21 protein-coding genes are annotated in these 25,611 nt (G+C 34.8%); 1 reads left to right on the top strand and 20 read right to left on the bottom strand.

The genetic code is table 11. From position 1 onward, the window contains the following. Nucleotides 1–176: 176 nt before the first annotated feature. From IAE52_RS00185 to IAE52_RS00090, 20 genes are all read right to left on the bottom strand, one after another. Nucleotides 177–1,052 carry a LysR family transcriptional regulator gene (locus IAE52_RS00185; RefSeq protein ID WP_012897518.1) on the bottom strand — a complete coding sequence of 292 codons (876 nt, stop codon included), beginning with the start codon at nucleotides 1,050–1,052 and terminating at the stop codon, nucleotides 177–179. A 157-nt stretch (nucleotides 1,053–1,209) separates the two neighbouring features. Further along, entirely contained in the window at nucleotides 1,210–1,872 is a 663-nt protein-coding gene (locus tag IAE52_RS00180) for an ABC transporter ATP-binding protein (RefSeq protein WP_012897517.1), read from the bottom strand. 104 nt (nucleotides 1,873–1,976) lie between these two features. Next, the gene (locus tag IAE52_RS00175; RefSeq protein WP_109990766.1) at nucleotides 1,977–3,497 is read right to left on the bottom strand and encodes an ABC transporter permease; all 1,521 of its coding nucleotides are present in this window, start codon (nucleotides 3,495–3,497) and stop codon (nucleotides 1,977–1,979) included. Between the two features lie 132 nt (nucleotides 3,498–3,629). After that, nucleotides 3,630–3,908, bottom strand: coding sequence for a hypothetical protein (locus IAE52_RS00170; RefSeq protein WP_003131365.1), 279 nt, complete (start codon nucleotides 3,906–3,908; stop codon nucleotides 3,630–3,632). A 198-nt stretch (nucleotides 3,909–4,106) separates the two neighbouring features. Continuing rightward, nucleotides 4,107–5,096 carry a phospho-N-acetylmuramoyl-pentapeptide-transferase gene (gene mraY / locus IAE52_RS00165; RefSeq protein WP_010905599.1) on the bottom strand — a complete coding sequence of 330 codons (990 nt, stop codon included), beginning with the start codon at nucleotides 5,094–5,096 and terminating at the stop codon, nucleotides 4,107–4,109. Between the two features lie 64 nt (nucleotides 5,097–5,160). After that, nucleotides 5,161–7,452, bottom strand: coding sequence for a penicillin-binding protein (locus IAE52_RS00160; protein ID WP_058203632.1), 2,292 nt, complete (start codon nucleotides 7,450–7,452; stop codon nucleotides 5,161–5,163). Next, nucleotides 7,449–7,829 carry a cell division protein FtsL gene (locus tag IAE52_RS00155; RefSeq protein ID WP_003131357.1) on the bottom strand — a complete coding sequence of 127 codons (381 nt, stop codon included), beginning with the start codon at nucleotides 7,827–7,829 and terminating at the stop codon, nucleotides 7,449–7,451. The genes IAE52_RS00160 and IAE52_RS00155 overlap by 4 nt, the downstream gene beginning before the upstream one ends. Nucleotides 7,830–7,986: 157 nt before the next feature. After that, complete coding sequence (rsmH, locus tag IAE52_RS00150) at nucleotides 7,987–8,940, bottom strand: 16S rRNA (cytosine(1402)-N(4))-methyltransferase RsmH (protein WP_010905597.1); 954 nt, start codon at nucleotides 8,938–8,940, stop codon at nucleotides 7,987–7,989. A gap of 219 nt (nucleotides 8,941–9,159) precedes the next feature. Beyond that, nucleotides 9,160–10,098, bottom strand: a complete 939-nt coding sequence (locus tag IAE52_RS00145) for a DUF805 domain-containing protein (RefSeq protein WP_109990765.1) — start codon at nucleotides 10,096–10,098, stop codon at nucleotides 9,160–9,162. A 23-nt stretch (nucleotides 10,099–10,121) separates the two neighbouring features. Further along, on the bottom strand, nucleotides 10,122–10,643 hold the full coding sequence (locus IAE52_RS00140) for a DUF805 domain-containing protein (protein WP_109990764.1): 522 nt from the start codon (nucleotides 10,641–10,643) through the stop codon (nucleotides 10,122–10,124). A gap of 97 nt (nucleotides 10,644–10,740) precedes the next feature. Further along, nucleotides 10,741–11,307 carry a TMEM175 family protein gene (locus tag IAE52_RS00135; RefSeq protein WP_003131353.1) on the bottom strand — a complete coding sequence of 189 codons (567 nt, stop codon included), beginning with the start codon at nucleotides 11,305–11,307 and terminating at the stop codon, nucleotides 10,741–10,743. A 724-nt stretch (nucleotides 11,308–12,031) separates the two neighbouring features. After that, the gene (recN, locus tag IAE52_RS00130) at nucleotides 12,032–13,699 is read right to left on the bottom strand and encodes a DNA repair protein RecN (RefSeq protein ID WP_017864362.1); all 1,668 of its coding nucleotides are present in this window, start codon (nucleotides 13,697–13,699) and stop codon (nucleotides 12,032–12,034) included. Between the two features lie 130 nt (nucleotides 13,700–13,829). Beyond that, the gene (locus tag IAE52_RS00125) at nucleotides 13,830–14,276 is read right to left on the bottom strand and encodes an arginine repressor (RefSeq protein WP_015426160.1); all 447 of its coding nucleotides are present in this window, start codon (nucleotides 14,274–14,276) and stop codon (nucleotides 13,830–13,832) included. Then, nucleotides 14,273–15,079, bottom strand: coding sequence for a TlyA family RNA methyltransferase (locus IAE52_RS00120; RefSeq protein WP_015426159.1), 807 nt, complete (start codon nucleotides 15,077–15,079; stop codon nucleotides 14,273–14,275). Before IAE52_RS00120 ends, IAE52_RS00125 begins: the two co-directional genes overlap by 4 nt. Nucleotides 15,080–15,158: 79 nt before the next feature. After that, nucleotides 15,159–16,016, bottom strand: coding sequence for a polyprenyl synthetase family protein (locus tag IAE52_RS00115; RefSeq protein ID WP_109990763.1), 858 nt, complete (start codon nucleotides 16,014–16,016; stop codon nucleotides 15,159–15,161). Between the two features lie 81 nt (nucleotides 16,017–16,097). Next, nucleotides 16,098–17,255, bottom strand: a complete 1,158-nt coding sequence (locus tag IAE52_RS00110) for a glycerate kinase (protein WP_200136623.1) — start codon at nucleotides 17,253–17,255, stop codon at nucleotides 16,098–16,100. Between the two features lie 148 nt (nucleotides 17,256–17,403). After that, entirely contained in the window at nucleotides 17,404–17,643 is a 240-nt protein-coding gene (locus tag IAE52_RS00105) for an exodeoxyribonuclease VII small subunit (protein ID WP_003131346.1), read from the bottom strand. Then, on the bottom strand, nucleotides 17,643–18,896 hold the full coding sequence (gene xseA / locus IAE52_RS00100; RefSeq protein WP_031559209.1) for an exodeoxyribonuclease VII large subunit: 1,254 nt from the start codon (nucleotides 18,894–18,896) through the stop codon (nucleotides 17,643–17,645). Before xseA ends, IAE52_RS00105 begins: the two co-directional genes overlap by 1 nt. A gap of 166 nt (nucleotides 18,897–19,062) precedes the next feature. After that, nucleotides 19,063–19,917, bottom strand: a complete 855-nt coding sequence (locus tag IAE52_RS00095) for a bifunctional methylenetetrahydrofolate dehydrogenase/methenyltetrahydrofolate cyclohydrolase (protein WP_033899233.1) — start codon at nucleotides 19,915–19,917, stop codon at nucleotides 19,063–19,065. Nucleotides 19,918–20,076: 159 nt separating this feature from the next. Further along, entirely contained in the window at nucleotides 20,077–23,289 is a 3,213-nt protein-coding gene (locus IAE52_RS00090) for a KxYKxGKxW signal peptide domain-containing protein (RefSeq protein WP_109990762.1), read from the bottom strand. Nucleotides 23,290–23,490: 201 nt separating this feature from the next. Between IAE52_RS00090 and IAE52_RS00085 the strand changes: the two genes are divergently transcribed. Next, nucleotides 23,491–25,578, top strand: coding sequence for a heavy metal translocating P-type ATPase (locus tag IAE52_RS00085; protein ID WP_109990761.1), 2,088 nt, complete (start codon nucleotides 23,491–23,493; stop codon nucleotides 25,576–25,578). The last annotated feature ends 33 nt before the right edge of the window (nucleotides 25,579–25,611 follow it).

Raw genomic sequence — 25,611 nt, 5'->3', positions numbered from 1 at the left:
ATAAATTATAATATAATTTCCTTATATTTTTCTTTGACTGGATAATGCTATTTGCTCTAAAAACGATTCACATCATACTTCTAATTATAACATTTCCTGAAAGTTTTTTGTGCGCTTTCTACTGTAAATAATTACTATCAAAAAAGCACCAAATCATTGATGCTCTTATGCAATATTTATTTTAATGTTTTCAATATTTCTAAAAAGTTTTTTTCACTTTCAGAGAGAATAGAATTTTTTTGATAGGCATAATTAATATGAAAGAATTGTTTATCTTCTTCAATAAATGGTACTTTAACTAGATTTTTAAAGTCCTCTGATAAGCGGATATCTGCCATAAGACTGATCCCTAAATTTTTCCTGACAAGTTCTTTTATGGTATGAGCATCATCTAATTTCAAAACTACATTAGCTGATTGATTATATTTTTCATTTAAACGATTAAAGGCATTAAAGTGGATATTATGCTCTCCCAATAAGATAAAGTCTTCATTAAGTAAATCTTTAAATCCTAATTCTTTTTCATTGGCTAGTGGATGACTATCCGACATAATGATAAAAAATTCTTTTTGAAAGAGTTCTTCTATTTCTAATTGGGGATGCTTAATCTTTTCTAGACTTCCTAAAAGGCTCGAATCTATTTCTTCATTTAAAAGTAGGCTCAAGAGTTCATTAGAACCACCATAAATCATATGTAAGGCATTCAAAAAGTTCAAATTATCTTGCTTTGATAGAAGATATGAACTTATAATTGGCGGAAAACCAACTTTAAAATCTTTCATACTCGAACGATGAATAGCTTTTTTCGTGTGATTTAGTTCAGAGAGAATTTCATTGGTTCTCATTGCCAAAAGTTCGCCCTCCGGAGTTAAATCAACTACCTGATGCGAGGAATCTTTATAAAATAAATCACAGTCATAGTAGGTTTCTAAACGTTTGATTGCGTAAGAAATAGTGGGTTGACTAACCCTGAAATGTTTGGCAACATTGGTGAACGAACGCAATTTTGACAATTGATAAAAATATTCAAGATCTCTTAAATTTAAACTCATGGCTATACTCCTAGGAGCTATTTTAACATAATTTTGTAATTATTCTTAGTGCCATAAGTATTATTGAGCAACTCTAGTTTAATTGTCCATAAACCTTGAGTTTATCTGTTTTGGCTGGATAAAAAACCATTACAATTATTGTAATGGTTTTTATATTCTATGCTGTCTTTTCAAATTTACGATGTTTAAGGGTAAATACAACATCTGATGCTTTGGCAACTTCATTTTCGTGAGTAACCAGAATCACAATTTTATTATCTTTATGAGCAATTTCTTTAAAGAGTTCAACAATTTGGGCTGTTGTTTCTTCATCGAGATTCCCTGTGGGTTCGTCAGCAATAATTATCTCATGATTTAAAACTAATGCTCTAGCGATGGCCACTCTTTGTTGCTGACCACCTGAAAGTTTACTGACAGGTTTATAAATTAGGTCTGTGCTCAATCCTACTTTATTCAACGCTTCTTCTATTGCTGCTTTTTCATTTTCAAATTTTACTGACGAAATTTTTACGGCTGTTTTGACGTTGTCATAAGCACTCATGTAGGTCAGTAAGTTATAAGCTTGAAAAACGGTACTTACTGTTTTTTTACGATAATTTGTTAAATTACTTGATTTGATTGCTTTATCATCAAAAGACATACTTCCAGATTTTGGTGTATCAAGTCCGGCAAGCAGGGAAAGAAAAGTAGTTTTTCCTGAGCCGGATTGTCCTAGAATGGCATACATCGTGCCTTTTTCAAAACTTTCTGTGACATCTTTAAATAGATAGTCATCGGGGTTGCTATAATAATAAGTTAAATTTTCAACTTTTAGAGTCATCTTTGCTCCTCTCATTTTAAAAATTTACTGACAAAATCTGGTGATTAATTTTTGATAAAAATTGAAGGCTGTCAGTAAATTATTAGACTGGTTCTTCTTAGAAATCAATTTGTTAAAACTTGTTTAGGATTCAATCTGAGAATTCCAATACTTGCTAGACCGACAGCGATTAGTGTAATCAAAATCGCAATAGCAACAAGAAGTAAAATTTCACTGACAGAAGTTTTAATATTCAATTTTTCAAGTGCTTTTGCTTCAGAAGCTGATTGTCCAAAGCCAATTGCTCCACCTGCACGCCCCATAAATCCGCCAGCATTTCCTGATGGTCTTTGACCTTCGGTTTTGCCTCCATTTGCTCCTGGAGCTCCTTGCATGGTGCTTGTGCTTGCCGTTGTCTGCGTTGTTTCTTGTTTTAAAAGTTGTTGTCCAACGACATTTCCTACTACATTTCCAGCAGCTGATGCAATACCAACCGAAACAATCATAACCATGAAGAGTTCAAAGAAAAATTGACCAATAATTTTGAGTTTTGATTCTCCAAGACTCATCAGAACACCAATTTCAAAACGACGTTCGCGAACCATGAGCATCACGATAAGCGCCAAGATAATTGCTCCAGCAATTGCTACAATGAGTACAATATTTCTAGCAAAACTTGCAACATTATTCAATGATGATTTTACATTTTGATAAGCTTGGTCATTTTTAGAAACTTGGAAATTACTGTCATTAACTAATTTATTAGCAGCTTTTACAAAAGTATCTGCTTGTGCAGGATTTTCCATGCTGTAAGTTGCATTTGATACTTTGCCAGTCGTACCTTTGATAGAATTTGCTACAGAAAGTGCAGTATACATTGTATTCATGTATTGAATTGAGCTTTCTGTCGAGCTACTTGTTGTTGTATAGATACCAACAACAGTCATTTTATATGTTTTGTCATTACTATCTTTGATTGTGAAAGTTGAACCCACTTTTAATGAGTTTTGGCTAGCAAGGGTTGATTCAATGACAACATTGTTCGTCCCCTCATCTGAATCCTTAATTGCGCGTCCAGAACTAATCTTATAAGAATCTGTGAAGCTTGTACTTGCTGCTAAATCATTTGTCCCACTGATTGTGAAATCCTCTTGGGAAGCTCCGCCCATTCCTCCTTCACGTCCACCAAATCCACCAGCTGCTTGCGTATCTGTTGATGAACTTGAAGAACTACTACTTGTTGAAACTTTTTCAATACCAGAACTTGCTGATGCTTGAGCCTGATAAGTGAAACTTGCTGATTTTACACCATCAAGTTTGGCAATTTTTTCAGCAGTTGTTTCTGAAATCGTTGGTAAATCAATATTAAACCGTTTACCTGCTTCAGCAGTATCACTTGAACTGCTACTACTTGAACTTGATGTTGCACTATTTTGTGCTTCTTTGATAACATTTTGCATGTTAACAGAGAGTGACACGGTTGCTCCAGCTGATTTTTTAGCATTATCAATAGAAACATTAGCTGCACTATTAATAATTAATCCTGAAAGTACAAAAATTAAAATTGCTGAAAAGGCAACAATTAAAAGTATTGTCCGTCCAATTTTGGCTTTAGTGAAAAGCCATGCACGTCTTATAAAATCCATATTTTCCTCATTTCTGAGTCTTCTTCTGATAGACTCTTTTTTGTAAGTCGATTTTAAGCACGTCAGTCAATTTATTAAAAATAAAGACGGAAAGAATGATTGGCTCAACGTCCTTAAAAACCACTTGGTCCTTTATGCTGATGCAGTTCCACTTTCGTCACTACTTTCTTGTGTCGTTCCTGAATTACCTGACTGACTGTTAGAACCACCCGTAGTCGCACCGCTATTAGTGTCTGGACTACGTCCATTTTGTCCAAAGCGATTTTGCATTTGTTCTTGAAAATTATTTTGCTGTGATTGATTACTTTGGCCCTTACCAATGAAAAAGCCACCTACTCCACCAACAATTAATGTTAGTAATGAAACAAAAATAATTTCTTTCCCTTTTAAAAGTTTAAGAACTTTTTTCATTTTGGAATCCTTTCTTTTCTTGATAAATTGATTATAATTGTTAAAACTTAATTTCAACCCAAGTAAAACTTAAGCTTTTCTAAAAGTTAAATAATATTTTCTTGAGTATTCTGTCAGTAAAATATTAACTTTAAAAAATAAAAAAAGTCGCTCACAAGAGCGACTTTTCACTGACCATTCTGTCAGTAAATTTATTAATTAAAAAGCAAAGTAAATACAAAGCGCAATTACTGACAGCACTGCTGTAAATAACCAGAAGACAATGTCAATTTTCCATTCTGACCAACCAGCTGCTTTTCCAGAAAATCCACCGAGTTCAAAATGATGATGAATAGGAGTCATTCTAAAAATACGTTTACCACCTGTTTTCTTGAAATAAGCAACTTGTAGCATCACTGAAAGTGTTTCAATGACATAAACCGCACCAATTAAAAGCAAAGTCCATTCGGCATGAAGTAAGATTGAAACAATTGCAAGAAAACCACCCAAAGCCAAGGAACCAACATCACCCATGAAAATTTTTGCTGGTTTGTGATTGAAGACAAAGAATCCAAGCAAACCACCAATGACTGACAAGATAATCAACAAAACATCGTACTGTTGATGTGCTACTGCGATAACTGCATAAGCTGTCAGTGAAATCGCAACAGTGATTGAAGCAAGACCGTCGATTCCGTCAGTAAGATTGACCGCATTTGACCAACCCACAAGCCAAATAATAATGAAAATTGAAAAGAAAATCCCAATATTAAATTCCCAACTTAAAAGATGAATAATATGTGATTTTTCGCCATGACTGTAAATGAAATAGGAAACAATCCCAATTAAAATTTGAGCCAACATTTTTTGTTTGGCAGTCAAACCTTCATTAATTTGTTTGAATACTTTCAAAAAGTCATCTAAGAAGCCAATGACAGCATACATGGCAAAGACCCACCACGCAGTAATGAAAGCTGGACTAAATTTGCCAAAAACCAAAGCGGCAATTAATGAAACTACTAAACTCACAACAACGAAGACAAAACCGCCCATTGTAGGAGTCCCAGCTTTACTAGCATGCTGTTTTACATCTTCAAGGGTTGGTTGCCCACCCAATTTTTTCTTGTGGAAGAACATAATGAAGCGAGGAATACCAATGATTGTTATAATCATTGTAATTACCGCCGCCACTATCCCATTCAATAACATTTTCTTCTCCTAATTTTTGAAGCTCCACATGGACTAGTGTCTGTGGAGCCTCAATTAATAATTTTTAATTTCCCATTTTAACAGTTAGAGTTTGACCTTTTTTAACATTGGTAGAAGTTTCGATACTTTGAGTCAAGACTTTATTTCCTGACCCTTCATAAGTTACTTTAATTCCAAACCAATTAGCCAATTGCTCAACTTCTTTTTTCGACCAATCATACATATCAGGCATCACCTGATCTTTATCATTCGTCAAAAGTAAAATTCGTGAATTTGCTGAAACTTTTTCACCTTCAGCAATCGATTGAGCAGTTACTTTTGCCCCTGTCCCAATAATAACCGGACTAAGGACAGTACGGCGTAAGCTATCAGCAGTATCTCCTGAATCTTTGCCTTTATAATTCTCAATGGTCACTTTGCCAGCTTTAGTATCAGTATCAGCACTAACTGATAAATCATTTTTCATTGCTTCAGCACTTGTTAACAATGGATTTGCCACTCGAGCAATATATTTAAGTGTCCAACTTTCTGTAGGAATTTTTACATTCATATAGAAAATAAAATCAGGATTCTTAGCAGGATACATCACAACAGCAGAGTAAAGGTAATCTTGAGAACCTGTCATATAACCACCCGTTGTTGAGGCAATTTGGGCCGTCCCCGTTTTAACCGCTGCCGGTTCACCATTGACCATAAATAAAGGACCAGCAGCAAGATTTTGCTCAGAATCGCCACTTGTTGAATAAGATGTTCCGTAAACAGGGTCAGTATTTACTGTTAACATCAAATCACGCACACCACTTGCTGCATCATTAGAGACCGGATGTCCAACAACTTCTGCTTTAGAAGTCAAACTTGTTTTTGTATTCGGATCTACTACTTTGCTGACAATATGTGGCTCAAGCATTGTTCCATTTCCAGCAATAGCCGTCCAACCTCTAATCAATTGAAGTGGAGTAACCGCAACCCCTTGACCAAATGAAGATTGAATTTGCGAAACGGCATTTGATGAAGGAAGAGCTCCCGGATTTTCACCATCTAAACCGGCTCTTACTTTAAGACCAAATTTAAATTTATTAAGATAACTTCCCCATAAAGCATCTCCCATATTCATTTCAATTTTACTCATCCCAATATTTGAAGATAAAGCAAAACCTTGAGCATAGGTTACTGTTTCTGGCAAAGTATAGCTTTTATTTTCTGTTACATCCCAGTCATTAATCGTTGTATCATAAACTTGAAGTTTCCGTTGGTAAGTTTCATTAAGATTTACTTTTCCACTATCAAGCGCTCCAGCCATCAAGAAAGTTTTAAATGTTGAACCCGGTTCAAAGGCTGATTGTGAGAGCAAACTGTTCCAAGTGAAATACTTTTGTTTCTCAGCATCATTGATCGTTGTTGCCGTATAGGTTGGACGTTGACTTGTTGCTAAAATCTCACCGGTATGAGCATCAACTAAAGTTCCTGAAAGTTGTTGTGCTCCAGTATCCGTAGCCGCCTTGTCCATATATCCTTCAAGATTTCTTTGAAGTTGTGCATCAAGTGTAGTATAAACGTCTTGACCATTTTTAACAGGTTCAATGACTTTAGTTGTTCCTGGAATTGGGCGACCATAGATATCTTTTTGATAAGTTTCTTTACCATTTTCACCACTCAAAACATTATTGAAGGCTTTTTCCAAGCCCATATCACCCTTGAGAGCTTGAGTACCATTTTCATCTTTAGGACGAGCAATACCAATAAATTGAGAAGCAAAATTTCCAAAAGGATAAGAACGAGAAATATTTGCCGTGAAACCAAGTCCAACAATTTTTTCATTCTCAGCCGCTTTTTGAATCTCTTTCATTTTTTCAAGAGAGATATCACTACCTTTAGGGCCAAATTGAACTTGTTTCAATTTAGAATTGAGCTGCTTTTTAATTAAATCGCGGTCAATTCCAAGTTTACTATTTAAGAAATCTTCAACTTTGGTAAAATCTTTCTTATCAATATAAAGAGGATTTCCATTTGAATCAACCTGTGTTTTATCAATTACAGCATAAATTGTATAGGTACTTGAGTCTACCGCAATGGCCGCACCTGTACGGTCATATATTGTTCCACGCTTCGCCTGAACCGTTACTGTGCTTTGATAGTTGCTCTTGGCCATCGTTGTAAGATTGGTTCCACCGACATGATTGACGGTAATTAGCCAGACAAAACGAAATATAAAAACCGTAAACAGCGCAATAGCTAGGAAAAACAGGCTCTTACCTACTCGTTTACGATTTCTTTCTGTACTCCAATTCGTTTTTCGGGCATTTCGTGATACTTTTCTAAAAGGAAAGAAAATTAGTTTTTTTAAAAATTTTATCATTTCGTTGCTTTCAATACATTAGAAGGATTTTGTTTTAAATCAGCTTTATTCGCCGTATCAAGCACTTTAGTACCTGATGTTAAATCTAAAATTTGTTGATCATACTCAGTTTTTCGGGTTGTTTCTTGAGAAATTTTTGAACGTAAGTCCATTGTATTCCCTTGAACTTCAAGTGTCTTAGTCTTAACATAAAGTAGACCAACAGCCAACACTAAAGCAGCAACTACCATTGTCAGATAGAATACCTTTTCAACACCAGAAAACTTTTTAAACTTACTTGCTAGAACTTCTGGCGCTAAAGTTTCCGTATCAATGAGATAACTATCTTTTTTCGCCGCAGTTTCTATATCGAAGTATTCTTTAGGCTGTGCTGCCATCTTTGCCTCCACTCGTTTATCTTACTAAAGAAATTCAACTTACTCTCTTCACTGTTAAAAAGAGAAAAGCTAAATATTGTTATTTCATTTATATAAGACATCCAAAAACAATCCTCAAGTGGGAAAACCCTCTTTATTAGACCAACTTGTTATTTGATTAATCTCTTTGTTTTTGCGCTACTCTTAATTTTGCACTATGAGCTCGATTATTAAATTCGAGTTCTTCTTCGCTTGCAAGAACTGGTTTGCGATTAATCAATTTTAGTTTAGCTTCCATATCTTTAGGAAGCATCGGTAATCCCTTGGGAACATTAACTGTACTATATTCTTTGAAAATTGTTTTTGTTAAACGATCTTCTAAAGAATGGAAAGTAATTACCGAGATTCGACCATCAACTTTTAATAAATCAATGGCTTGTTCGATTGATTCTTCCGCTGCTCCAAGTTCATCATTTACTTCAATACGAATCGCTTGGAAAATGCGTTTGGCTGGATGCCCTTTTTTCTTGAGTTCTTTTTGAGGCAATGCAGATTTTATTAAATCTGCAAGCTCAATTGTTGTCTCAATAGGTTTAATTTTTCTTGCTTGTTCAATCTTACGAGCAATTTGTTTAGAGAATTTATCTTCGCCGTAGCGGAAAAAAATGCGAACTAATGCTTCGTAAGGATAATCATTTACAACTTCATAAGCAGAAAGAGTTTGATTTTGGTCCATCCGCATGTCTAATCTTGCCTCTTTTTTATAAGAGAAACCTCGTTGACTATCATCGAATTGTGGGCTGGAAACTCCTAAATCATAAAGAATTCCATCAATTTTCGTGACTCCTAATTCAGCTAAAGCTGATTTAAGATAGCGAAAATTACTTTTAATCAATGTTACTTTATCTTCTGCAAGTTGCTCACTTAAGCGTACTTTTGCGTTTTCATGAGCAGTTTCATCCTGGTCAAATGAATAAAGATGACCATTAGTCAGTTTACTAAGAAGATACTCACTATGTCCTGCGCCACCTAGTGTCGCATCAACATAAATTCCATTTGGCTTTACTTCAAGCATATCTACGGTTTCATGTAGTAAGACTGTATCATGCTTAAATGCTATTGTTTTTGGCAAGAGCGCCGTCCTCCTTGTATACTTACAGTTTATTATATCACTTTTTTTCTATTTTTGTAGTAGTTTACATGATTATGTAAAGATTTTTTTAATAAAAAGGCTTACATGAACTGCATTTGCATCTATTACTGGCTTCTTTGATGTCAATTCAATTTACAAGTTGTGTAAACATGACTTTTTATAGTTTAACAATTAATACTAAAAATAGACTGAAATTAATCAGTCTATTTTTTCAAATAAAGAATTTTTTTTATTCGTTTTTAATTCTCCTGTCGCCATTACTTCTACAAGAATTAAACTCAATCCTGCAATCATTACTAGTAAAAATAAGAGATATTGAACTAATTGATAGTGACCGGTTGTATATGTTATTTTTAATGTCTTCGTGAACATTTGATAGAAAATTAATATTCCACTTGTTCCACCTAACAAAAGTGATAATCCTAAATTACTCAAACCAGCATCTCTTAAGCGTCTTACATGAATCGTAAGTTGTGGGAAAAATGTTCCTAAGATAAATAGGAAAAAGAATAAACGCAAGACCATACTACCAATAAAATTATAGCCAAACATTATTTGTTCAAATTGATTGAAAAGATAGATTAAAAACAGAAAAAGAATAACGGTCAGTCCCCAAAACAGTTGCACCCACCAAAAATTTCTTCTTGTCGTTCTTCCGCGAAATTCAAAGTAATTTTTAAAATAGTCCTTGAATATACCTGATAATGTCTCTGTCTCTGGTAAATTATTAAATTCTTGAGAAGAACTAATCTCGTATTCCTTGAATTTTAAAGCTCTAGGCGAACTTGGAAATAGGTTAAGTATCAAGAGCACAAGAGTTCCTAGACCAAGGATAAAATTAAGAAAAATAAGTCCCCAAGGCAAATCTGCATCATTCAATCTCCGAACAGTTAGAGCAATGAAGGACAATAAACTTCCAAAGAAATATAGATTAAATATTAATTGAAAGAATGAAGCAAAAGTTTGCCATAAAGTCGTTAGTTGATAAAAATCTAGTAGATTAAAGAAATGATAAGCTTTAAACAAGATGACAAATATTATGATATGAGTTAATAAGGCTGACCAAAAATCTTTACGACTAGTTTTTTTATTGAAAGTGAAAGCTCCCAGCCAAAATTTTTTATAAGCTTGAACCATATTTTACCTCTTTATTTTTTTAATTATTCATAAGTTCTTGAATCATCTTCTTCGTCAATGCCATATTTGGTTGGAAAAAGGCAAAGAATATAAATAATGAAATTGACAAATCCAACAAAATAACCCATTTTTGCTAGAAAATCTTGATGAATAAACATTGTAACCAGCCCATAAATTGCAGCTACTCCAAAAACAAGAGCAATCCACCAAGGAAACCTAGCATCACATAAACGGCGAGCTGTCAAACTGATATTAGGAACAAGAATAGCAAGACCAATGAGAGCTGTAACAATAACTATTACTAATGCGCCACCTGTAGGGTTGGCATATAAGTCTGTCACCTGTTGAATAATTTCTTTTTGTGATAAAGTTGCAGATTGGCTCATTATTTTCCCAGCTTTAGGTATTGTCACCATAAAGTTTAAAAAGCTGAGAATCGCAAATATGATTGAATTAGTCAAGAAAACCCACCAATAATCCGAACGATTTGAATAAGATTTTAAATCTCCTGCTTTTTTCCAATATTTGATGTATGCTTTAATCATTGTTATTCCTCTTTACTTATAATATTATTTACTGACAGAAGGTCAGTTATTTATTCCAAACTTTTTTATTAAGTAAACTCATATTTTTATTAAAAGATTATTTAAACATTTTTTCAATATTTTTATCTGGAATCACCCACATTGAAAAAATTAAGGCTGAACCAACAAGCATGATTACTGGAGCTATAAAATAACCTAATAAAATGCTGACAATATTGAGCACAACACTTAGGATATTTTTTCTAATCGTTGTCTCAGACGTTTTACGATGTCCATTGATTTTCAATAATTCTCTTGTCAAAAGTAGATAAATAAAATTCCCGAAGAAAAAGATAATCACATAGCCTAATTCTGGGATAAATGAATTAGGATAGATTGATACCCAGTTAGAAAAAATAGGAATAAGTGATAAGACAAAAAGAAAACTAATATTTATCCATAGAACTTTTCCATTAATTCTTTTGATGCTTTGAAAAAGATGATGGTGATTGACCCAGTAAATAGCCAGTATAAAAAAACTTACAAAATAGACACCCAGATGCGGAAGTAAAGCAATAAAACTTTGCAAGCTATCTGAATCTGGACGGACCAATTCTAAAACTAAGACAGTCATGATAATTGCGATGACAGCATCCGTAAATGCTTCTAAACGTGTTTTACTCATTTTTAACTCCTAAATTATAAAATACGACTTCAGTTTTTAAATTACAAACCTCTCCTTTCAGTACTATGATTGATATCTCATTATAACATATTGAGTTTAATTCATAAAAGAACTTTAACAGAAGTTCTTAATGGTAAAAAATCTATTTTTACTTCATAATATCTCCTTTAGAGATAAAAAGCCCCAATAAATGAGGCTTCGAATTTATAATAAAAACGCCCTTATCTTATATAGGAGAAGGCGTTTTTATCTATGGCTCTCTGACTTGGAAGTTGGCACATAGCTTATGAATATATTTTAGCCCTTTTTAAAAGGTTTGTCAGTAACATTTGCTAACAAATCAAAGAAATTTATCTAAAACTAGCTTTTTAAAATTTATTTTTTTATCTTTTGATTTCTAAGAATTTGAATCAGCATTTCACATAACATACAGATTATTCCCGCACAGGCACCAACAATACCTACGAACAAGAAAAAATAATTTTGATTATAATGCCCATAAATTGAAAAAAACAAACAGACCAAAATGATTAAAATCCAAATTTTATTTACTTTCACATATACTCCAATATTTTTAATAGTGTAACTACAATTTAATTTTAACATTTATTATTTTCGGTATATACACATTTGTGGTTGCAATTTTACACTAATTATGATTTTGTCATCTAAAAGATAAAAAGCCCCGATTAAAAATCAAGACTTTTTCTTAATAATATTCGATTTATTTGCTCAATAAACGTTTAGCCTGAGCTAAGGCTTCTTTAGTTAAATCTTCACCAGCAAGCATTTTCGCAATTTCATTTACTCTTTCTTCCGCGTTTAATTTTCTAACTGTGGAAGTAGTAATGTCATCGGTTGAAGCTTTTTCAATATAAAATTGTCTGTCGGCAATGGCCACAACTTGCGGAAGGTGAGAAATTGCAAGAACTTGCCCATGTCTAGCAATTTTATATATTTTATTAGCAATCGCTTGAGCAACACGGCCAGAAACACCAGTATCGACCTCATCAAAAACAATGGCTGTTTTATTTTCACGTCTTGAAAAGCTTGATTTTATAGCGAGCATTAAACGTGAAAGTTCACCACCCGAAGCTGTTTTTGCCAGCGGTTTAAATCCTTCTCCCGGATTGGTTTGAATAAAGAATTCAACATGCTCATTCCCGTTTGCTGAAAATTTTGCCCCTTCAAAACTAACTTTGAAATCAGCTTTTTCCATATAAAGCTCAGAAAGTTCGTGTTTAATATCTTTTTCAACTTCTTTGGCAATTTTATGGCGCGCTTCATTAAGTTTTTTACTTGCTTCAATGAGTTGAACTTGTGCAACTTTAACTGAATTTTCTAGATTTTCTGAGTCATTTTCTGAACCCGTCAGTTCTGAGAGTTCAAGTTGGACTTTCTCTAAATAGTTCATCACATCGGACAGTTCTGGGCCATATTTTTTCTTCAAAGTGGTCAAGGTCATAATCCGGTCTTCAATTTGTAAAAGTTCAGCTGGATTAAATTCTAAATCACTCATGATTCTCTGAATTTGATTAGCAACTTCTTCTAATACATAATAACTTTCAGCTGTCTTGTCAGCAAGCTCTTGGTAGTCATTATCAAAGTTACTAATTTTATCCAATTCTGTCATTGTTGTTCGGATATTATTAAGACTTGAATAATCATTATCTTCATCATCAAGCGCTAGATAAGCACTACTAAGCGAATCAGCAATATTTTTAATATTATTTAACTTTTCTCGGCGATTAATTAATTGTTCATCTTCTTCAAGATTAATTTCCGCTGCTTCAATTTCTTCAGCCTGAAATTGAAGAATTTCAATTCTTTGAGCAAATTCTTGCTCATTTTTTTGTCGTAAATTGAGCTGTTGACGCAAATTTTTGAAGTTTTCAAATTTGAGTTTGTAATTATTTTTTATCTGATCAAAGGCTTCGTCACCAAATTCATCAAGTAAACGAAGATGGCTTTTCGGATTCATCAATTCTTGGCTATCGTGTTGACCATGAATATCAACTAATAATTCACCCACTTGTCTTAGCGTAGCTAAATTAACCATTTGACCATTGATTCGACAAACGGAACGACCATTAGCAAAAATCTCACGTCTTAAAATAATTTCAGAATCTACTTCTTCAAAGCCAAGTTCTAATAATACCGCCTTCAATTCTGGAGTTTTATCAAAGAAAAAGAGACCTTCTATTTCGGCTTTGTTTGCCCCATGCCGCACAAAATCACTCGAAGCACGCCCACCTAATAATAAAGACATTGCATCAATAATTATTGATTTTCCCGCACCAGTTTCCCCAGTTAAAATCGTCATTCCACTCTCAAAGGATAGATGAATTTCTTCAATAATTGCAAAATTTTTGATTGAAATCTCTTGTAACATCAAAATTTCCTTTCTCAAAAATAAATGACAAGGCTATTAGTAACCCAATAACCTTATCTTTTTTACTGACAGCTATTAATTCGCTCAAAATATTCAGCAGAATTTTGTCACAATATTCTTGTCAGTAAATTTAAAATTCTGTCAGTAAATTATAAAGATTTTTAGCATCTTCTTCCGTTTCAAAAATAACTAAAGCACTATCATCATCAATAATGATTGAAAAAATATCATCGCTATATTCTTCCAAAAGATAATTTTTCACAAGACTTGTTGTCCCTGGATTAGCAAGAATCCAGAGCATATTATCTTTGATTTTTGTTCCCGTAATTGCATCAAAAGCTAAGGCTTTATGAAGGCTTGACTGTAAAACTTCCTTGTTTTTTGGTAAATCATAACGATAACCACCAGATTCAGCTGGCACCTTGATTAGGGCAAGTGATTTAATATCGCGGGAAACGGTCGCTTGAGTAACGTCAATTCCATGAGTTAAGAGGGTATTCACAAGTTCTTCTTGCGTTTTAATTTCGTTTTCACGGATAAATTGAGCAATAAAGTTTAATCGGTCTTCTCTTTTCATAGTTCTTCACTTTCTTTTTGTAAAACTGATTCAATATTAACCTGCTGAGCAATTTCTGCTTTTCCATCTTTAAGTAAATGGACAAGAAATTCAACGTTTCCAGCCCCACCCTTGATTGGCGAAAAGGTCAAACCTTTTACTGAAAAACCAAGTTGAGTGGCTGTTTTTAAAACTTTTTCAATAGTCATTTGGTGAACTTTAGGGTCACGAATAATTCCATTTTTTCCGACTTGTTCACGTCCCGCTTCAAACTGCGGTTTAATAAGAGCTGCTACTTCGCCATTTTCTTCCAAAATTTCATAAAGTGGCGGTAGAATTAAATCTAAAGAAATAAAACTAACATCTATACTAGTAAATGACGGTCTTCCTTGTTCAAAGTCAGCTAAAACAGCATTTCGGAAATTAAATTGTTCCATAACGACAACGCGTTCATCTGAACGAATTTTCCAAGCCAATTGATTGGTTCCAACATCTAAAGCATAGACTAATTTGGCACCATTTTGAAGCATTACATCAGTAAAACCACCAGTTGAAGAACCAATATCAAGACAAGTTTTTCCATTAATTTCTAAATGGAATTCTTTAAGAGCCTTTTCTAATTTTAACCCTCCTCGACTAACATATCTTAACTTTTCACCTTTAAGACGAAGTTCTGTTCCATCATCAATTTTCTGACCAGGTTTATCGTAACGCTCTCCTGATTTACTATCAACAACTAGACCAGCCATTACTCCTCTTTTGGCTTGCTCTCGTGTTTCAAACAAACCTTGATTCGTGGCAAGTACGTCAATTCTTTCTTTCATGTAGATCTTTCTTTATAGTAATTATACGTATTTTTCTTAGAAATGTAACTAATAATTTCTTTTTATATTTCTATTTTTTTTATTTCACTTCCAATTGCTCAATAATTTTAAAAATTTCAGAGCTGTCAGTAACTGATAAGTCTGTCAGTAATTTTTTAACTTCTGACAAATTTCCTGTCAGTGATTTTTTTGCTTCCTCAAGTCCTAAATGAGCAACATATGTTGATTTCTCTTCTAAAATATCCTTACCTGGTGTTTTTCCAAGCTCAGCAAAAGTTGCTGTGACATCTAAAATATCATCTCGAATTTGAAAAGCCAATCCTAATATTTGCCCCACTTGACGAAGTTTTTCAACTTCATCAGTTGATTTTTGAGCAACAATTCCAGCAGCTACAAAAGGAAAAGTTAAAAGTCGCCCAGTTTTCAAGCGATGAATCTGCTCAATTTCAGCTAATGTCAACTCTTTTCCTTCACCAGCCATATCCAAGATTTGACCCGCAACCATTCCATAAGAACCTGAAGCAAAGGCCAATTCACGCGTCAACGCTACTATTATTTCTGCGGATAAATCAGCAGTTGAAAGGATAAAGAAAGGGTCAAAAAATAAAGTATCACCAGATAAAATTGCAGTTGCCTCGTCAAATTTCTTGTGATTAGTTAACTGCCCTCGACGATAATCATCATTATCCATTGCTGGTAAGTCATCATGGATTAAAGAACCCGTATGAATCATCTCAAGTGCGGCTGCCACATGATAATGAGCCTTACTCAATTCTAAATCAAAAGCCTCTAATAGGTTTAAAAAAAGGAGAGGGCGAATTCGTTTACCGCCTGCCAATAAAGAATATTTTGCTGATTCGGCTAAGCCAGTTGGAAATTCAGCGCTTTCATAAAATTCAGTTAAAAAGTCTTCTAACTTTAGTATCTTCGTATCCATTACCCTAATTATACCAAAATTCACGGCTAAAAACCGTGATGATTTGAGGAAATTTTTTTATTTTTTAAATCCATTCCATTTTTATAAGTGAGCCTTTTGCTCATTCATTGCTAATACTCTTGTAATATTTTCACTCGTTCGCTCAACGTTCTTTGCGCCGTCAGCCAAGGCATCTGACAAAGATTGTGCTTGACTCAAAACACCAAAAATAGCGGTCATTCCTTCGTCATAAAGAACATCTGCTCCATCCCCAATATATCCTGCCAAAGCAAAGCAAGGTTTCTTGTATTTTTTAGCAATTTTACAGACGCCATAGGGTGCTTTACCAAATTTTGTCTGATAATCCATTCCACCTTCACCTGTAAATACATAATCAGCTTCTTTAATTTTATCTTCTAAGTATATTGTTTGTGCAACAAGCTCAATTCCTAATTGTATTTTTGCATTGGTAAAAGCAAGCAAACCTGCTCCCAAACCACCTGCTGCACCAGCTCCCGGTTTATTTTTAACATCTTTCCCCAGATCATTATGAACAATTTCTGCATAATGCTTCAAGTTTTCATCCAATACTTTGACCATTTCCTCAGTTGCTCCCTTTTGTGGTCCAAAAACATAAGAAGCGCCATTATTTCCGGTTAAAGGATTGGTGACATCAGTAGCAATTAATATTTCAATTTCTTCCACTCTTGGGTCAAAATCACTCATATCAATTGTTCTAACTTCTTTAAGGAAACCTCCACCAAGTGGAATCTCTTCTTGGTCTTTATTTAAAAATTTAGCTCCCAAAGCACGAGCCATTCCAGAGCCACCGTCATTAGTCGCACTTCCACCAATGCCAATGATGATTTTATCTACTCCTTCATCCATTGCAGCCTTAATTAATTGTCCTGTTCCATAGGTTGATGTAATCAATGGATTTCTATCTTCCAAAGCAACCAATTCCAGACCATTTGCCTTTGCCATCTCAATGACCGCCGTATTTGAGTTTCCCAAAATACCAAAATAGGCCTCTACATTTGTATTTGCAAATGAACCTTGTACTTTTTTATATACCCGTCGTCCACCCGTTGCATCAATCAAAGCATCTGTTGTCCCCTCACCACCGTCAGCCATTGGCATAGAAATTATTTCAGCCTTAGGAAAAACTTTTTTAATTCCTTTTTCCATTGCTTGACAAACTTCCAGCGCACTCAAACTTTCTTTGAAAGAATCTGGCGCTAATACAAATTTTTTCTTCATTTAATCTACTCTTTCTATAAAAGACTTGACCATAATTCTATCTATTATTAGTATATAATAAATAAGATTGATATTAGAATAATAGGCTTTTTTGTCAGTAAAATTTTGTTTAAAATAAAAAACCTTGAAAAATCAAAGGTTTTTTATTTTAGTAGTCTTTCTGTTCCGGAGAGAAATCACTCTCCTGATCATTTTTTCCAACTATTTTTACTAATGTTTCTTCCGCTTCATTGAGTGTTTTTTTCAAAGTTTCCGAAATTTTCATTCCTTTTTGAAATTCAGCAATAGCATCTTCCAACGCTACATCACCAGATTCCAACTTACGAACAATATTTTCTAACTCTGCCAAATTATCTTCAAATTTTACATCTTCTTTTTTGGTTGCCATTATTTTACCTCCACTATTACTTTTCCGTCAGTCAATTCAACATCTAAAGTCTGACCTTTTTTCACATCACTTACGGATTTAATAATCTTTCCCTTTTCGTCAGTAACGAGGGAAAAACCACGCGCTTTTATTTTCGAAATATCTAATAAAAGTAAAGACTGATAAAGTTGCTCCGTCTTATTCTTTTTAGCTTCAACTATCTTTCCGTAAGTCGGAATTAATTTCCCAGCTGACAGCTCATAACGGTGTTTCATATTTGCAACTTTATTTTCCGTCAGCACTGACAAACGTTCACACAAACGGTCAAGTTTTTGTAAGTGTCCATCGTACAAGCGTTCTGGCTGTCTAAAAACGACTGACTGGCTTAATTTATCTACTCGTTCACGCCTTATTTTAATTAAATGTGTTAAGCGGTTAAAAAGTCGTTTTTCCTGCTCATTCGCCCAATTTATTAAATCAACCTTTGTATTTGGTGTTGCTAATTCGGCTGCCGCTGTTGGAGTCGCTGCACGACTATCAGCAACAAAATCAGCTAAAGTCACATCTGTTTCATGTCCAACCGATGAAATAATTGGAATACGTGATTCAAAAATTGCTCGAACCACAATTTCTTCATTAAATCCCCATAAATCTTCGATAGACCCACCACCACGACCAATAATCATGACATCAAAATCACCACGTTGATTAGCTCGACGGATATTTCCAGCAATTTCTTCAGCCGAACCTTGTCCTTGAACTTTTGTCGGATAAAGAACGATTTGACTCATCGGAAAACGACGTTGAACCGTCGTAATAATATCTCGAATGACCGCTCCTGACGGGCTAGTTACCACAGCTATTTTTTTAGAAAATTGTGGCAAAGTTTGTTTCCAACGTTGTTCAAATAGCCCTTCAGCAGTCAGCTTTTTCTTCAACTGTTCAAACTTAACCGCAAGAGCTCCAACGCCATCTGGAACTAAACTTTCAATATTTATAGAATAAGAGCCAGAAGGTGGATAAATACTGATTCGACCGACAGCCAAAACTTTCATCCCTTCTTCTAATTCAAAGTCTAATTTGCGAAATTGTCCCGCCCACATCGTAGCTTGAATCACAGCGCCCTCATCTTTAAGTGCAAAATATTGATGATTTGGTCTTCTTCTAAAATTTGAAATTTCTCCTGTCAAATAAACCCGTTCAAGATATGGATCACGGTCAAATTTCGCTTTTAAATATTTTGTTAAGGTTGATACTGATAAATATTCTGTCATTCCCTCACTCTTTAGTTCTCAATTAATCTTTTTACTAATCATTCTGTTAGTAAAATTTCTACTGCTAAAATCGAAAAAAAGTAAAAAGTTTATCTTCAAAAAACTTCTAACTTAAAAATAAGTCTTTAGAAATTACTATAAACTTAGTTACTCTTTTATTAATTAACTATTTATTTTCATTCATTTTTCTACTTGCTGCACGAACTGTCTGTTCCATAAGCATTGTAATCGTCATCGGACCAACTCCACCAGGAACAGGGGTAATCAAACTTGCAACATCTTTTACTTCATCAAAATCAACATCGCCATGAAGTTTTCCATCTTCATCACGGTTCATCCCAACATCAATTACAACTGCCCCTTTTTTGACATCCTCAGCTTTAATCATCCGGTCACGGCCAATAGCAACCACCAAAATATCAGCTTCCTTAGTCAATTCGCGCAAGTTTTCTGTTTTTGAATGAGCAATCGTCACAGTAGCATCAGCCATCATTAATAATTGCGCCATTGGTTTTCCGACGATATTTGAACGACCAATCACAACTGCACGTTTACCAGAAAGTTCCACATTATATTCACGGAACATTTCCATAATACCGGCTGGAGTTGAGGGAATCATCAAAGGATTCCCAGACCACAAACGTCCCATATTCATTGGGTGAAAACCATCCACATCTTTTTCTGAATCAATAGCTAGTAAAACCTTTTCTTCAGAAATATGTTCTGGCAATGGCAATTGTACCAAAATACCATGCCATTGTTCTGACTGATTATACTGTTCAATTAAATCTAACAGTTCTTGTTCTGACACAGTTTCTGGTAGACGAACCACACTAGAATTTAAACCAATTGCTGTGGCTTGTCGTGCTTTATTTCGGACATAAATTTGACTCGCAGGATCTTCGCCCACAAGAATAACGGCAAGACCTGGAACATTGTCCGCTTCTTTTAATTTATCGACTTTAACTTTCAACTCAGCTTGCATTTTAGCAGCAAGTGCTTTTCCATCTATCAAGTTCATAGAACTATTATACCATAAGCTAACATTCATCCTCTAATCATCATCATTCCTTTTTCTTTCTTTATTTTAAATTGTTCGTAATTTTTAATAAAGGAATAATTCCAAATTAAAAAGAAACTTCTTTCAAAAGAAAAGAAGTCCTTAATTAAAATATACTACTCAAAACCTTTTTTTATATTTAACTTTTCCAATAGTTAACGTTGCCACTAAGCCTAATCCCAATTCTGCTAATACTAAACTTAAATCGTCATCAGCACCTGTTTTGGGAAGTTCTTCTTTCGTTACAGTTGGTACAAGTTGTAAGATTGTTGCGCTTAATGAATTTGAAAGACTCGGACTACTTGATACCTTAGAAATTAAAGTCGAAACTTTTGCTTCATTCGAAGGTAAATTTGAGTCACTCAAGTTATTTAGTTTCATTTCTGAAGTATACGAACTATTTGAAGTTAGACTTGAGCCATTTTTATCATTAGATTGTAAATTTGGATTAGTCAACATACTTGAAGATGTTGTTGAACCACTTGACTCGGATGAAGTCAAACTTGCACTACTTGATTCATTTGAACTCAGACTCGAATGACTTGAATTTTCAGAAGATGAACTTGTAGTACTAGTTTGACCAGTGTTTGAATTTGAATCACTTGTCCCACCAGAACTTGTCATACTACTTTCGCTGGAATTTGGACTTGAAGCACTTGAACCTTTTGAGCTTGAACTTGAGCCATTTACTCCAGCTGAACTTGATTGACTTGAGTCTACCGAAGATGAACTGGCAATATTACCTTCACTGGAATTTGAACTTGAAGCACTTGAACCTTCTGAGTTTGAACTTGAGCCATTTACTCCAGCTGAACTCGATTGACTTGAGTCTACCAAAGATGAACTGGCAATACTACTTTCGCTGGAATTTGGACTTGAAGCACTTGAACCTTCTGAGTTTGAATTTGAACTATTTGATCCAGCTGAACTTGTTTGACTTGAATCTACCGAGGATGAACTTGTAACACTACCTTCACTGGAATTTGAACTTGAAGCACTTGAACTCTCTGAGCTTGAACTTGAGCCATTTACTCCAGCTGAACTTGACTGACTTGAGTCTACCGAAGATGAACTAGCAATACTACTTTCACTGGAATTTGAACTCGAAATGCTTGAACCTTCTGAGTTTGAATTTGAACTATTTGCTCCAGCAGAACTTGTTTGACTTGAATCTACCGAGGATGAACTTGCAACACTATCTTCACTGGAATTTGAACTTGAAGCACTTGAACTCTCTGAGCTTGAATTTGAACTATTTGCTCCAGCAGAACTTGTTTGACTTGAGTCTACCGAGGATGAACTTGTGACACTACCTTCACTGGAATTTGAACTTGAAGTACTTGAACCTTCTGAGCTTGAACTTGAAGCATTAGAAGTCGAACTTGAAGTATTTGCTTCACTAGAATTATAACTCGTGTTGCTTGATACATTTGAAGATGAAGTTGAACTACTAGCTGTAATTGATGAAGAACTGGCACTACTGCTTGATTGGCTACTATTAGCACTAGAATTTGGATTAACTGTTGAAGCACCAACACTTGGAGTTAAAGAATTGATAATTGTCGTTATTCCATTAAGTGCATTATTAACGAAATTATTAATATTATTTTGTATTTGACTAATAGTGTTCGAAAGACCATTTTCGATAGCTCCAAGACCTGGTAAATTATTTACAATCCCCGTCGCACTTTCAACAATATTATTGATCGCATTTTGCAACTGATCGAGCACTTGGTTAAGAATATCTGAAGCACCAGCAGGAAGATTACCAAGTGAGTTTAGACTATTTTGAACCGTGTTCTCAATCGTGGCTAAGGCTGTTGAACCAAGGCTTGTAAGATTACCCAAACTATTATTTACTTGGTCAATAAGGCTGGAAACTCCCGTTAAATTCGCAACTTCACCCAAAGATGCACCAGTAAGATTATTTAATATTGGGCTTAAAACATTATTAACTGTAGTACCTACAAGAGGAATATTACTAATAGTTGGAGATAATTGACTCCAAGCAATTTGACCTACTCGATTAATCGCTGAATTAACTACTAAACCAGCCAAGTAGTTGACAAGATCATTTCCTTGAAGAGAGACAAGTGTGTCTAAATCAAAATTAACACCACCCAAGGCATTGGAAGTTGTCGTATTAAGTTGATTAACAATCCCACTTGTTACAGTACTTATTGCGCTAAGTACTGGGCTTAGTACTAGACTTGCCCCCGGAATACTTGAAAGTCCTGGAATTGTTGGATTTTCAAGAAAAGTAAGCATAGCAGCGGGGCTCATTGATGGGATAGCATTAAATGCTGCCACAATCTGCCCTCCAACTAATGGAATTTGGCTAACATCTAAACCTGCAGATTTCATTCCATTTAATAGAAAGGCTCCAGGATTAGCAGCTGCTTCCTGGATATTTCCAACAATATTGACGATTTGTTCAACACCATTAAGAGCTGACGCGGCTGTAGTCATTCCTGGAATATTAAAAGTTCCAAGTGTGCTAAAAATATTTTCTAAACCACTAATTCCTACTGTCGAAATTGCTTGATTTACAAGATCTCCGAGTGTTGTGTTAAGAATAGCTGAACCACTTGTTGTAGCAGGCGCTGTTGTAGCTAGTGCCTGAGTAAGTATTGGTAGTACCATAGACGAATTAGTCGCTAGAATAGCCGTAAAAGAAGCGACAGCAGCACTTGAAGCATTAGTACTACTATTTCCCGCAAGATTCATTTCCGAACTTTGAGAAGTTGATCCAATACCACTATCAATTGCTGAACTTTCACTCAAAATTACTGATGAACTTGTTGAACTTTGAGAGACAGCTGCCGAATCAACGCTGTCTGCAGCATTAGAAGAACTTAATATAGAATTGCTGCCATTATCATTTGATGAGCTTGAATCTGCAAGCGATACGATATTGTTTGTAAGAGTTTGAATAACCGCTGTACTTGTCGTATTTTGGCTTTCATTAATTGAATTGCTACTATCTGACACATTTGAAGTTATTCCCTCAGTATCAGTTTCTACTGTGTTAGCCAGTGAATTATTAGAACTTTGGTCACTAGCTTGTTCATAAGCAACTTGATTTTGACTAGCAGCTACATCACTATTTGTCGATGAAGCTAGTGCTGAATAACTTGTTACCTCAGTAATACCACTAATTTGCTGACTACCATCAATTGCTGTGTCCGCTTTTACATTTTGGTCAGTAATCGTTCCTGAAACGATAATTATAGCTAATGCTGAAGTAGCAAATAACCAACTTTTCCCTGATTTCCAAGTTCGAAAATGAGACTTGGAGGTAACCGTAATCACTTCTGGCCGTATTTTTTTCATTTATTCTCTCCTTGCCGATACTTTTTTATTGAGTATCGCTATGAATATATATTATAATATCACATTTAGGTCACAAAAGAAACCTTATGGTTATTTATTTGTAATATTTATAGAATACAACTTTTTTCCTTGACTTTGATAGTTTACAATTGTAAACTATATATAGATAGAAATTTCAAAGCATTCATTTAGGAGGAAAATATGTCAAATAAAACTCATTCGTCTAATCACGATGAAATGATGTCTGAGCATCATCATAATCATGAAATGATGGATATGGAGCACGAAAACCATGAGATGCACAACATGCACAATATGGATAATATGCATGATATGGACAATATGGATATGATGAATCATGGAGGACACATGATGCATATGGGTGATATGAGTAAAAAGCTCAAAGTGGCTATCATTCTTATGATTCCGCTTCTACTCATTTCACCAATCGCGGGCTTTACTATCCTTAAATTCCCCGGAAGTGAAATTTTGCAACTCATCCTTGGTACAATTATCTTCTTTTACTCTGGGACTCCTTTTTTTAGCGGAGCAAAAGGTGAATTAAAAAGCCGTAAGCCAGCCATGATGATGCTGATTACAATGGGAATTACCGTTGCCTATGCTTATTCTGTTTATGCCACAATCATGAGTCTTAACGGACATATGGGCATGAACTTCTGGTTTGAACTGGCAACATTAATTGTCATTATGCTGATTGGTCATCTGATTGAGATGAAAGCAATCATGGGTGCTGGCGATGCGTTGAAAGATTTAGCAAGCCTTGTTCCCAAAAAAGCTCACTTAAAAAGTGGGAAGGATGTGGAGCTTTCAGAACTAAAAGTTGGTGATTTGCTTTTAGTGAAAGAAAATGAAAAAATTCCTGCAGATGGCCTTATATTAAGTGAAGCGCTCGTTGATGAGTCAATGATTACTGGTGAAAGCCGAGCAGTCAATAAAAAAACAAATGACCTTGTTTATGGTGGTTCCCTCAATCAAAACCAACCATTTGAGATGAAAGTCACAACCCTTGGAAAAGATTCATTTCTCAATCAAGTGGCCGAATTAGTCAAGAAAGCCCAAGCTCAAAAATCTAATTTGGAAAATATGGCAGATAGAGTGGCTGGTTACCTTTTCTATGCCGCACTTATTGTTGGTATCTTCTCATTAGTTTTTTGGACAATTAGTTCTAACTTTAGTTTTGCTCTACTTCTTGCGGTTTCTGTTTTTGTAATTGCATGTCCACACGCTTTAGGTCTTGCGGTTCCACTTGTTATTTCTCGCCTAACCAGTATTTCTGCTAAAAATGGTTTATTAATTCAAAACAGAACTTCTCTAGAAAAAATAAATACAATTAAATATGCCTTAATGGATAAAACGGGAACATTAACTGACGGTAAGTTTATTGTTCGTAATGTTATTGATTTTACTGATGAAACAGACATTCTCCAAATCGTGGCAGCACTTGAAGGAAGTTCCACCCACCCGATTGCTCAATCAATCGTTTCAGCTGCTACACCTCTTGAAAATCTAAAAGTTGAAGCGGTTGAAAATATTCCAGGAGTTGGGATTAAAGGGCAAGTTAATCAAAACTTTTATCAAATTGTTAACTATAAATATCTTCGTGAAAATCAACTTTCTTATGATGAACAAAAGATTGCTCAATATTTAGATTTAGGTTTAACTGTATCTTTCCTAATCAATGAACAACAAGATGTTTTAGGATTTATTGCCTTAGGAGATTCTCCTAAAGCAGACGCGAAAGCCTTTATTAATGGTTTATTAGCCCAAGGAATTACCCCTGTTATGCTCACGGGTGATAATAAAGAAACTGCTCAAAAAATTGCTAGTGCACTAAATATTCCCGAATTTAGAGCGGAATTAAAACCTGAAGATAAAGCAGAAATTGTGAAAGAGTACCAAAAGAAAGCCGGCGTGCTTTTCATTGGTGATGGTGTCAATGATTCCCCAGCTCTTGCAACTGCTACGATTGGTTTTGCGATTGGAGCAGGAACTTCGGTTGCTATCAGTACCGCTGATGTCGTCCTAGTTAACTCCAATCCAAGTGACGTCTTGGATATGATTAATATCTCCAAACGCATGCTTAGAAAAATGAAACAAAACCTCTGGTTTGGAGCAGGCTATAACATTATTGCTATTCCTGTTGCAGCGGGTATTCTTTATCCATTTACAGGGATTTATATTGACCCTCTCATTGCAGCAGTCCTGATGTCAATCTCAACCGTGATTGTCTCAATCAACGCGATGGGATTGAGGTATGATAAAAAATAGAAGAGCACATGCTCTTCTATTTTTTATCATACT

This window comes from Lactococcus sp. S47 (genome assembly GCF_016517475.1).
In the GTDB taxonomy this organism is placed as follows: Bacteria; Bacillota; Bacilli; order Lactobacillales; family Streptococcaceae; genus Lactococcus; species Lactococcus lactis.
Note: the sequence above shows the minus strand (reverse complement) of the source record. Positions and strands in the feature narration are given on the sequence as shown.

Coding starts and splice junctions, on each gene's coding strand:
- IAE52_RS00085 (WP_109990761.1), top strand. CDS start 23,491: ATGTCAAATAAAACTCATTCGTCTAATCACGATGAAATGATGTCTGAG.
- IAE52_RS00170 (WP_003131365.1), bottom strand. CDS start 3,908: ATGAAAAAAGTTCTTAAACTTTTAAAAGGGAAAGAAATTATTTTTGTT.
- IAE52_RS00140 (WP_109990764.1), bottom strand. CDS start 10,643: ATGATTAAAGCATACATCAAATATTGGAAAAAAGCAGGAGATTTAAAA.
- IAE52_RS00090 (WP_109990762.1), bottom strand. CDS start 23,289: ATGAAAAAAATACGGCCAGAAGTGATTACGGTTACCTCCAAGTCTCAT.
- IAE52_RS00185 (WP_012897518.1), bottom strand. CDS start 1,052: ATGAGTTTAAATTTAAGAGATCTTGAATATTTTTATCAATTGTCAAAA.
- recN (WP_017864362.1), bottom strand. CDS start 13,699: ATGTTACAAGAGATTTCAATCAAAAATTTTGCAATTATTGAAGAAATT.
- IAE52_RS00125 (WP_015426160.1), bottom strand. CDS start 14,276: ATGAAAAGAGAAGACCGATTAAACTTTATTGCTCAATTTATCCGTGAA.
- IAE52_RS00160 (WP_058203632.1), bottom strand. CDS start 7,452: ATGATAAAATTTTTAAAAAAACTAATTTTCTTTCCTTTTAGAAAAGTA.
- IAE52_RS00145 (WP_109990765.1), bottom strand. CDS start 10,098: ATGGTTCAAGCTTATAAAAAATTTTGGCTGGGAGCTTTCACTTTCAAT.
- IAE52_RS00120 (WP_015426159.1), bottom strand. CDS start 15,079: ATGAAAGAAAGAATTGACGTACTTGCCACGAATCAAGGTTTGTTTGAA.
- IAE52_RS00135 (WP_003131353.1), bottom strand. CDS start 11,307: ATGAGTAAAACACGTTTAGAAGCATTTACGGATGCTGTCATCGCAATT.
- IAE52_RS00180 (WP_012897517.1), bottom strand. CDS start 1,872: ATGACTCTAAAAGTTGAAAATTTAACTTATTATTATAGCAACCCCGAT.
- IAE52_RS00175 (WP_109990766.1), bottom strand. CDS start 3,497: ATGGATTTTATAAGACGTGCATGGCTTTTCACTAAAGCCAAAATTGGA.
- IAE52_RS00095 (WP_033899233.1), bottom strand. CDS start 19,917: ATGAACTTGATAGATGGAAAAGCACTTGCTGCTAAAATGCAAGCTGAG.
- xseA (WP_031559209.1), bottom strand. CDS start 18,896: ATGACAGAATATTTATCAGTATCAACCTTAACAAAATATTTAAAAGCG.
- IAE52_RS00105 (WP_003131346.1), bottom strand. CDS start 17,643: ATGGCAACCAAAAAAGAAGATGTAAAATTTGAAGATAATTTGGCAGAG.
- IAE52_RS00155 (WP_003131357.1), bottom strand. CDS start 7,829: ATGGCAGCACAGCCTAAAGAATACTTCGATATAGAAACTGCGGCGAAA.
- IAE52_RS00115 (WP_109990763.1), bottom strand. CDS start 16,016: ATGGATACGAAGATACTAAAGTTAGAAGACTTTTTAACTGAATTTTAT.
- mraY (WP_010905599.1), bottom strand. CDS start 5,096: ATGTTATTGAATGGGATAGTGGCGGCGGTAATTACAATGATTATAACA.
- IAE52_RS00110 (WP_200136623.1), bottom strand. CDS start 17,255: ATGAAGAAAAAATTTGTATTAGCGCCAGATTCTTTCAAAGAAAGTTTG.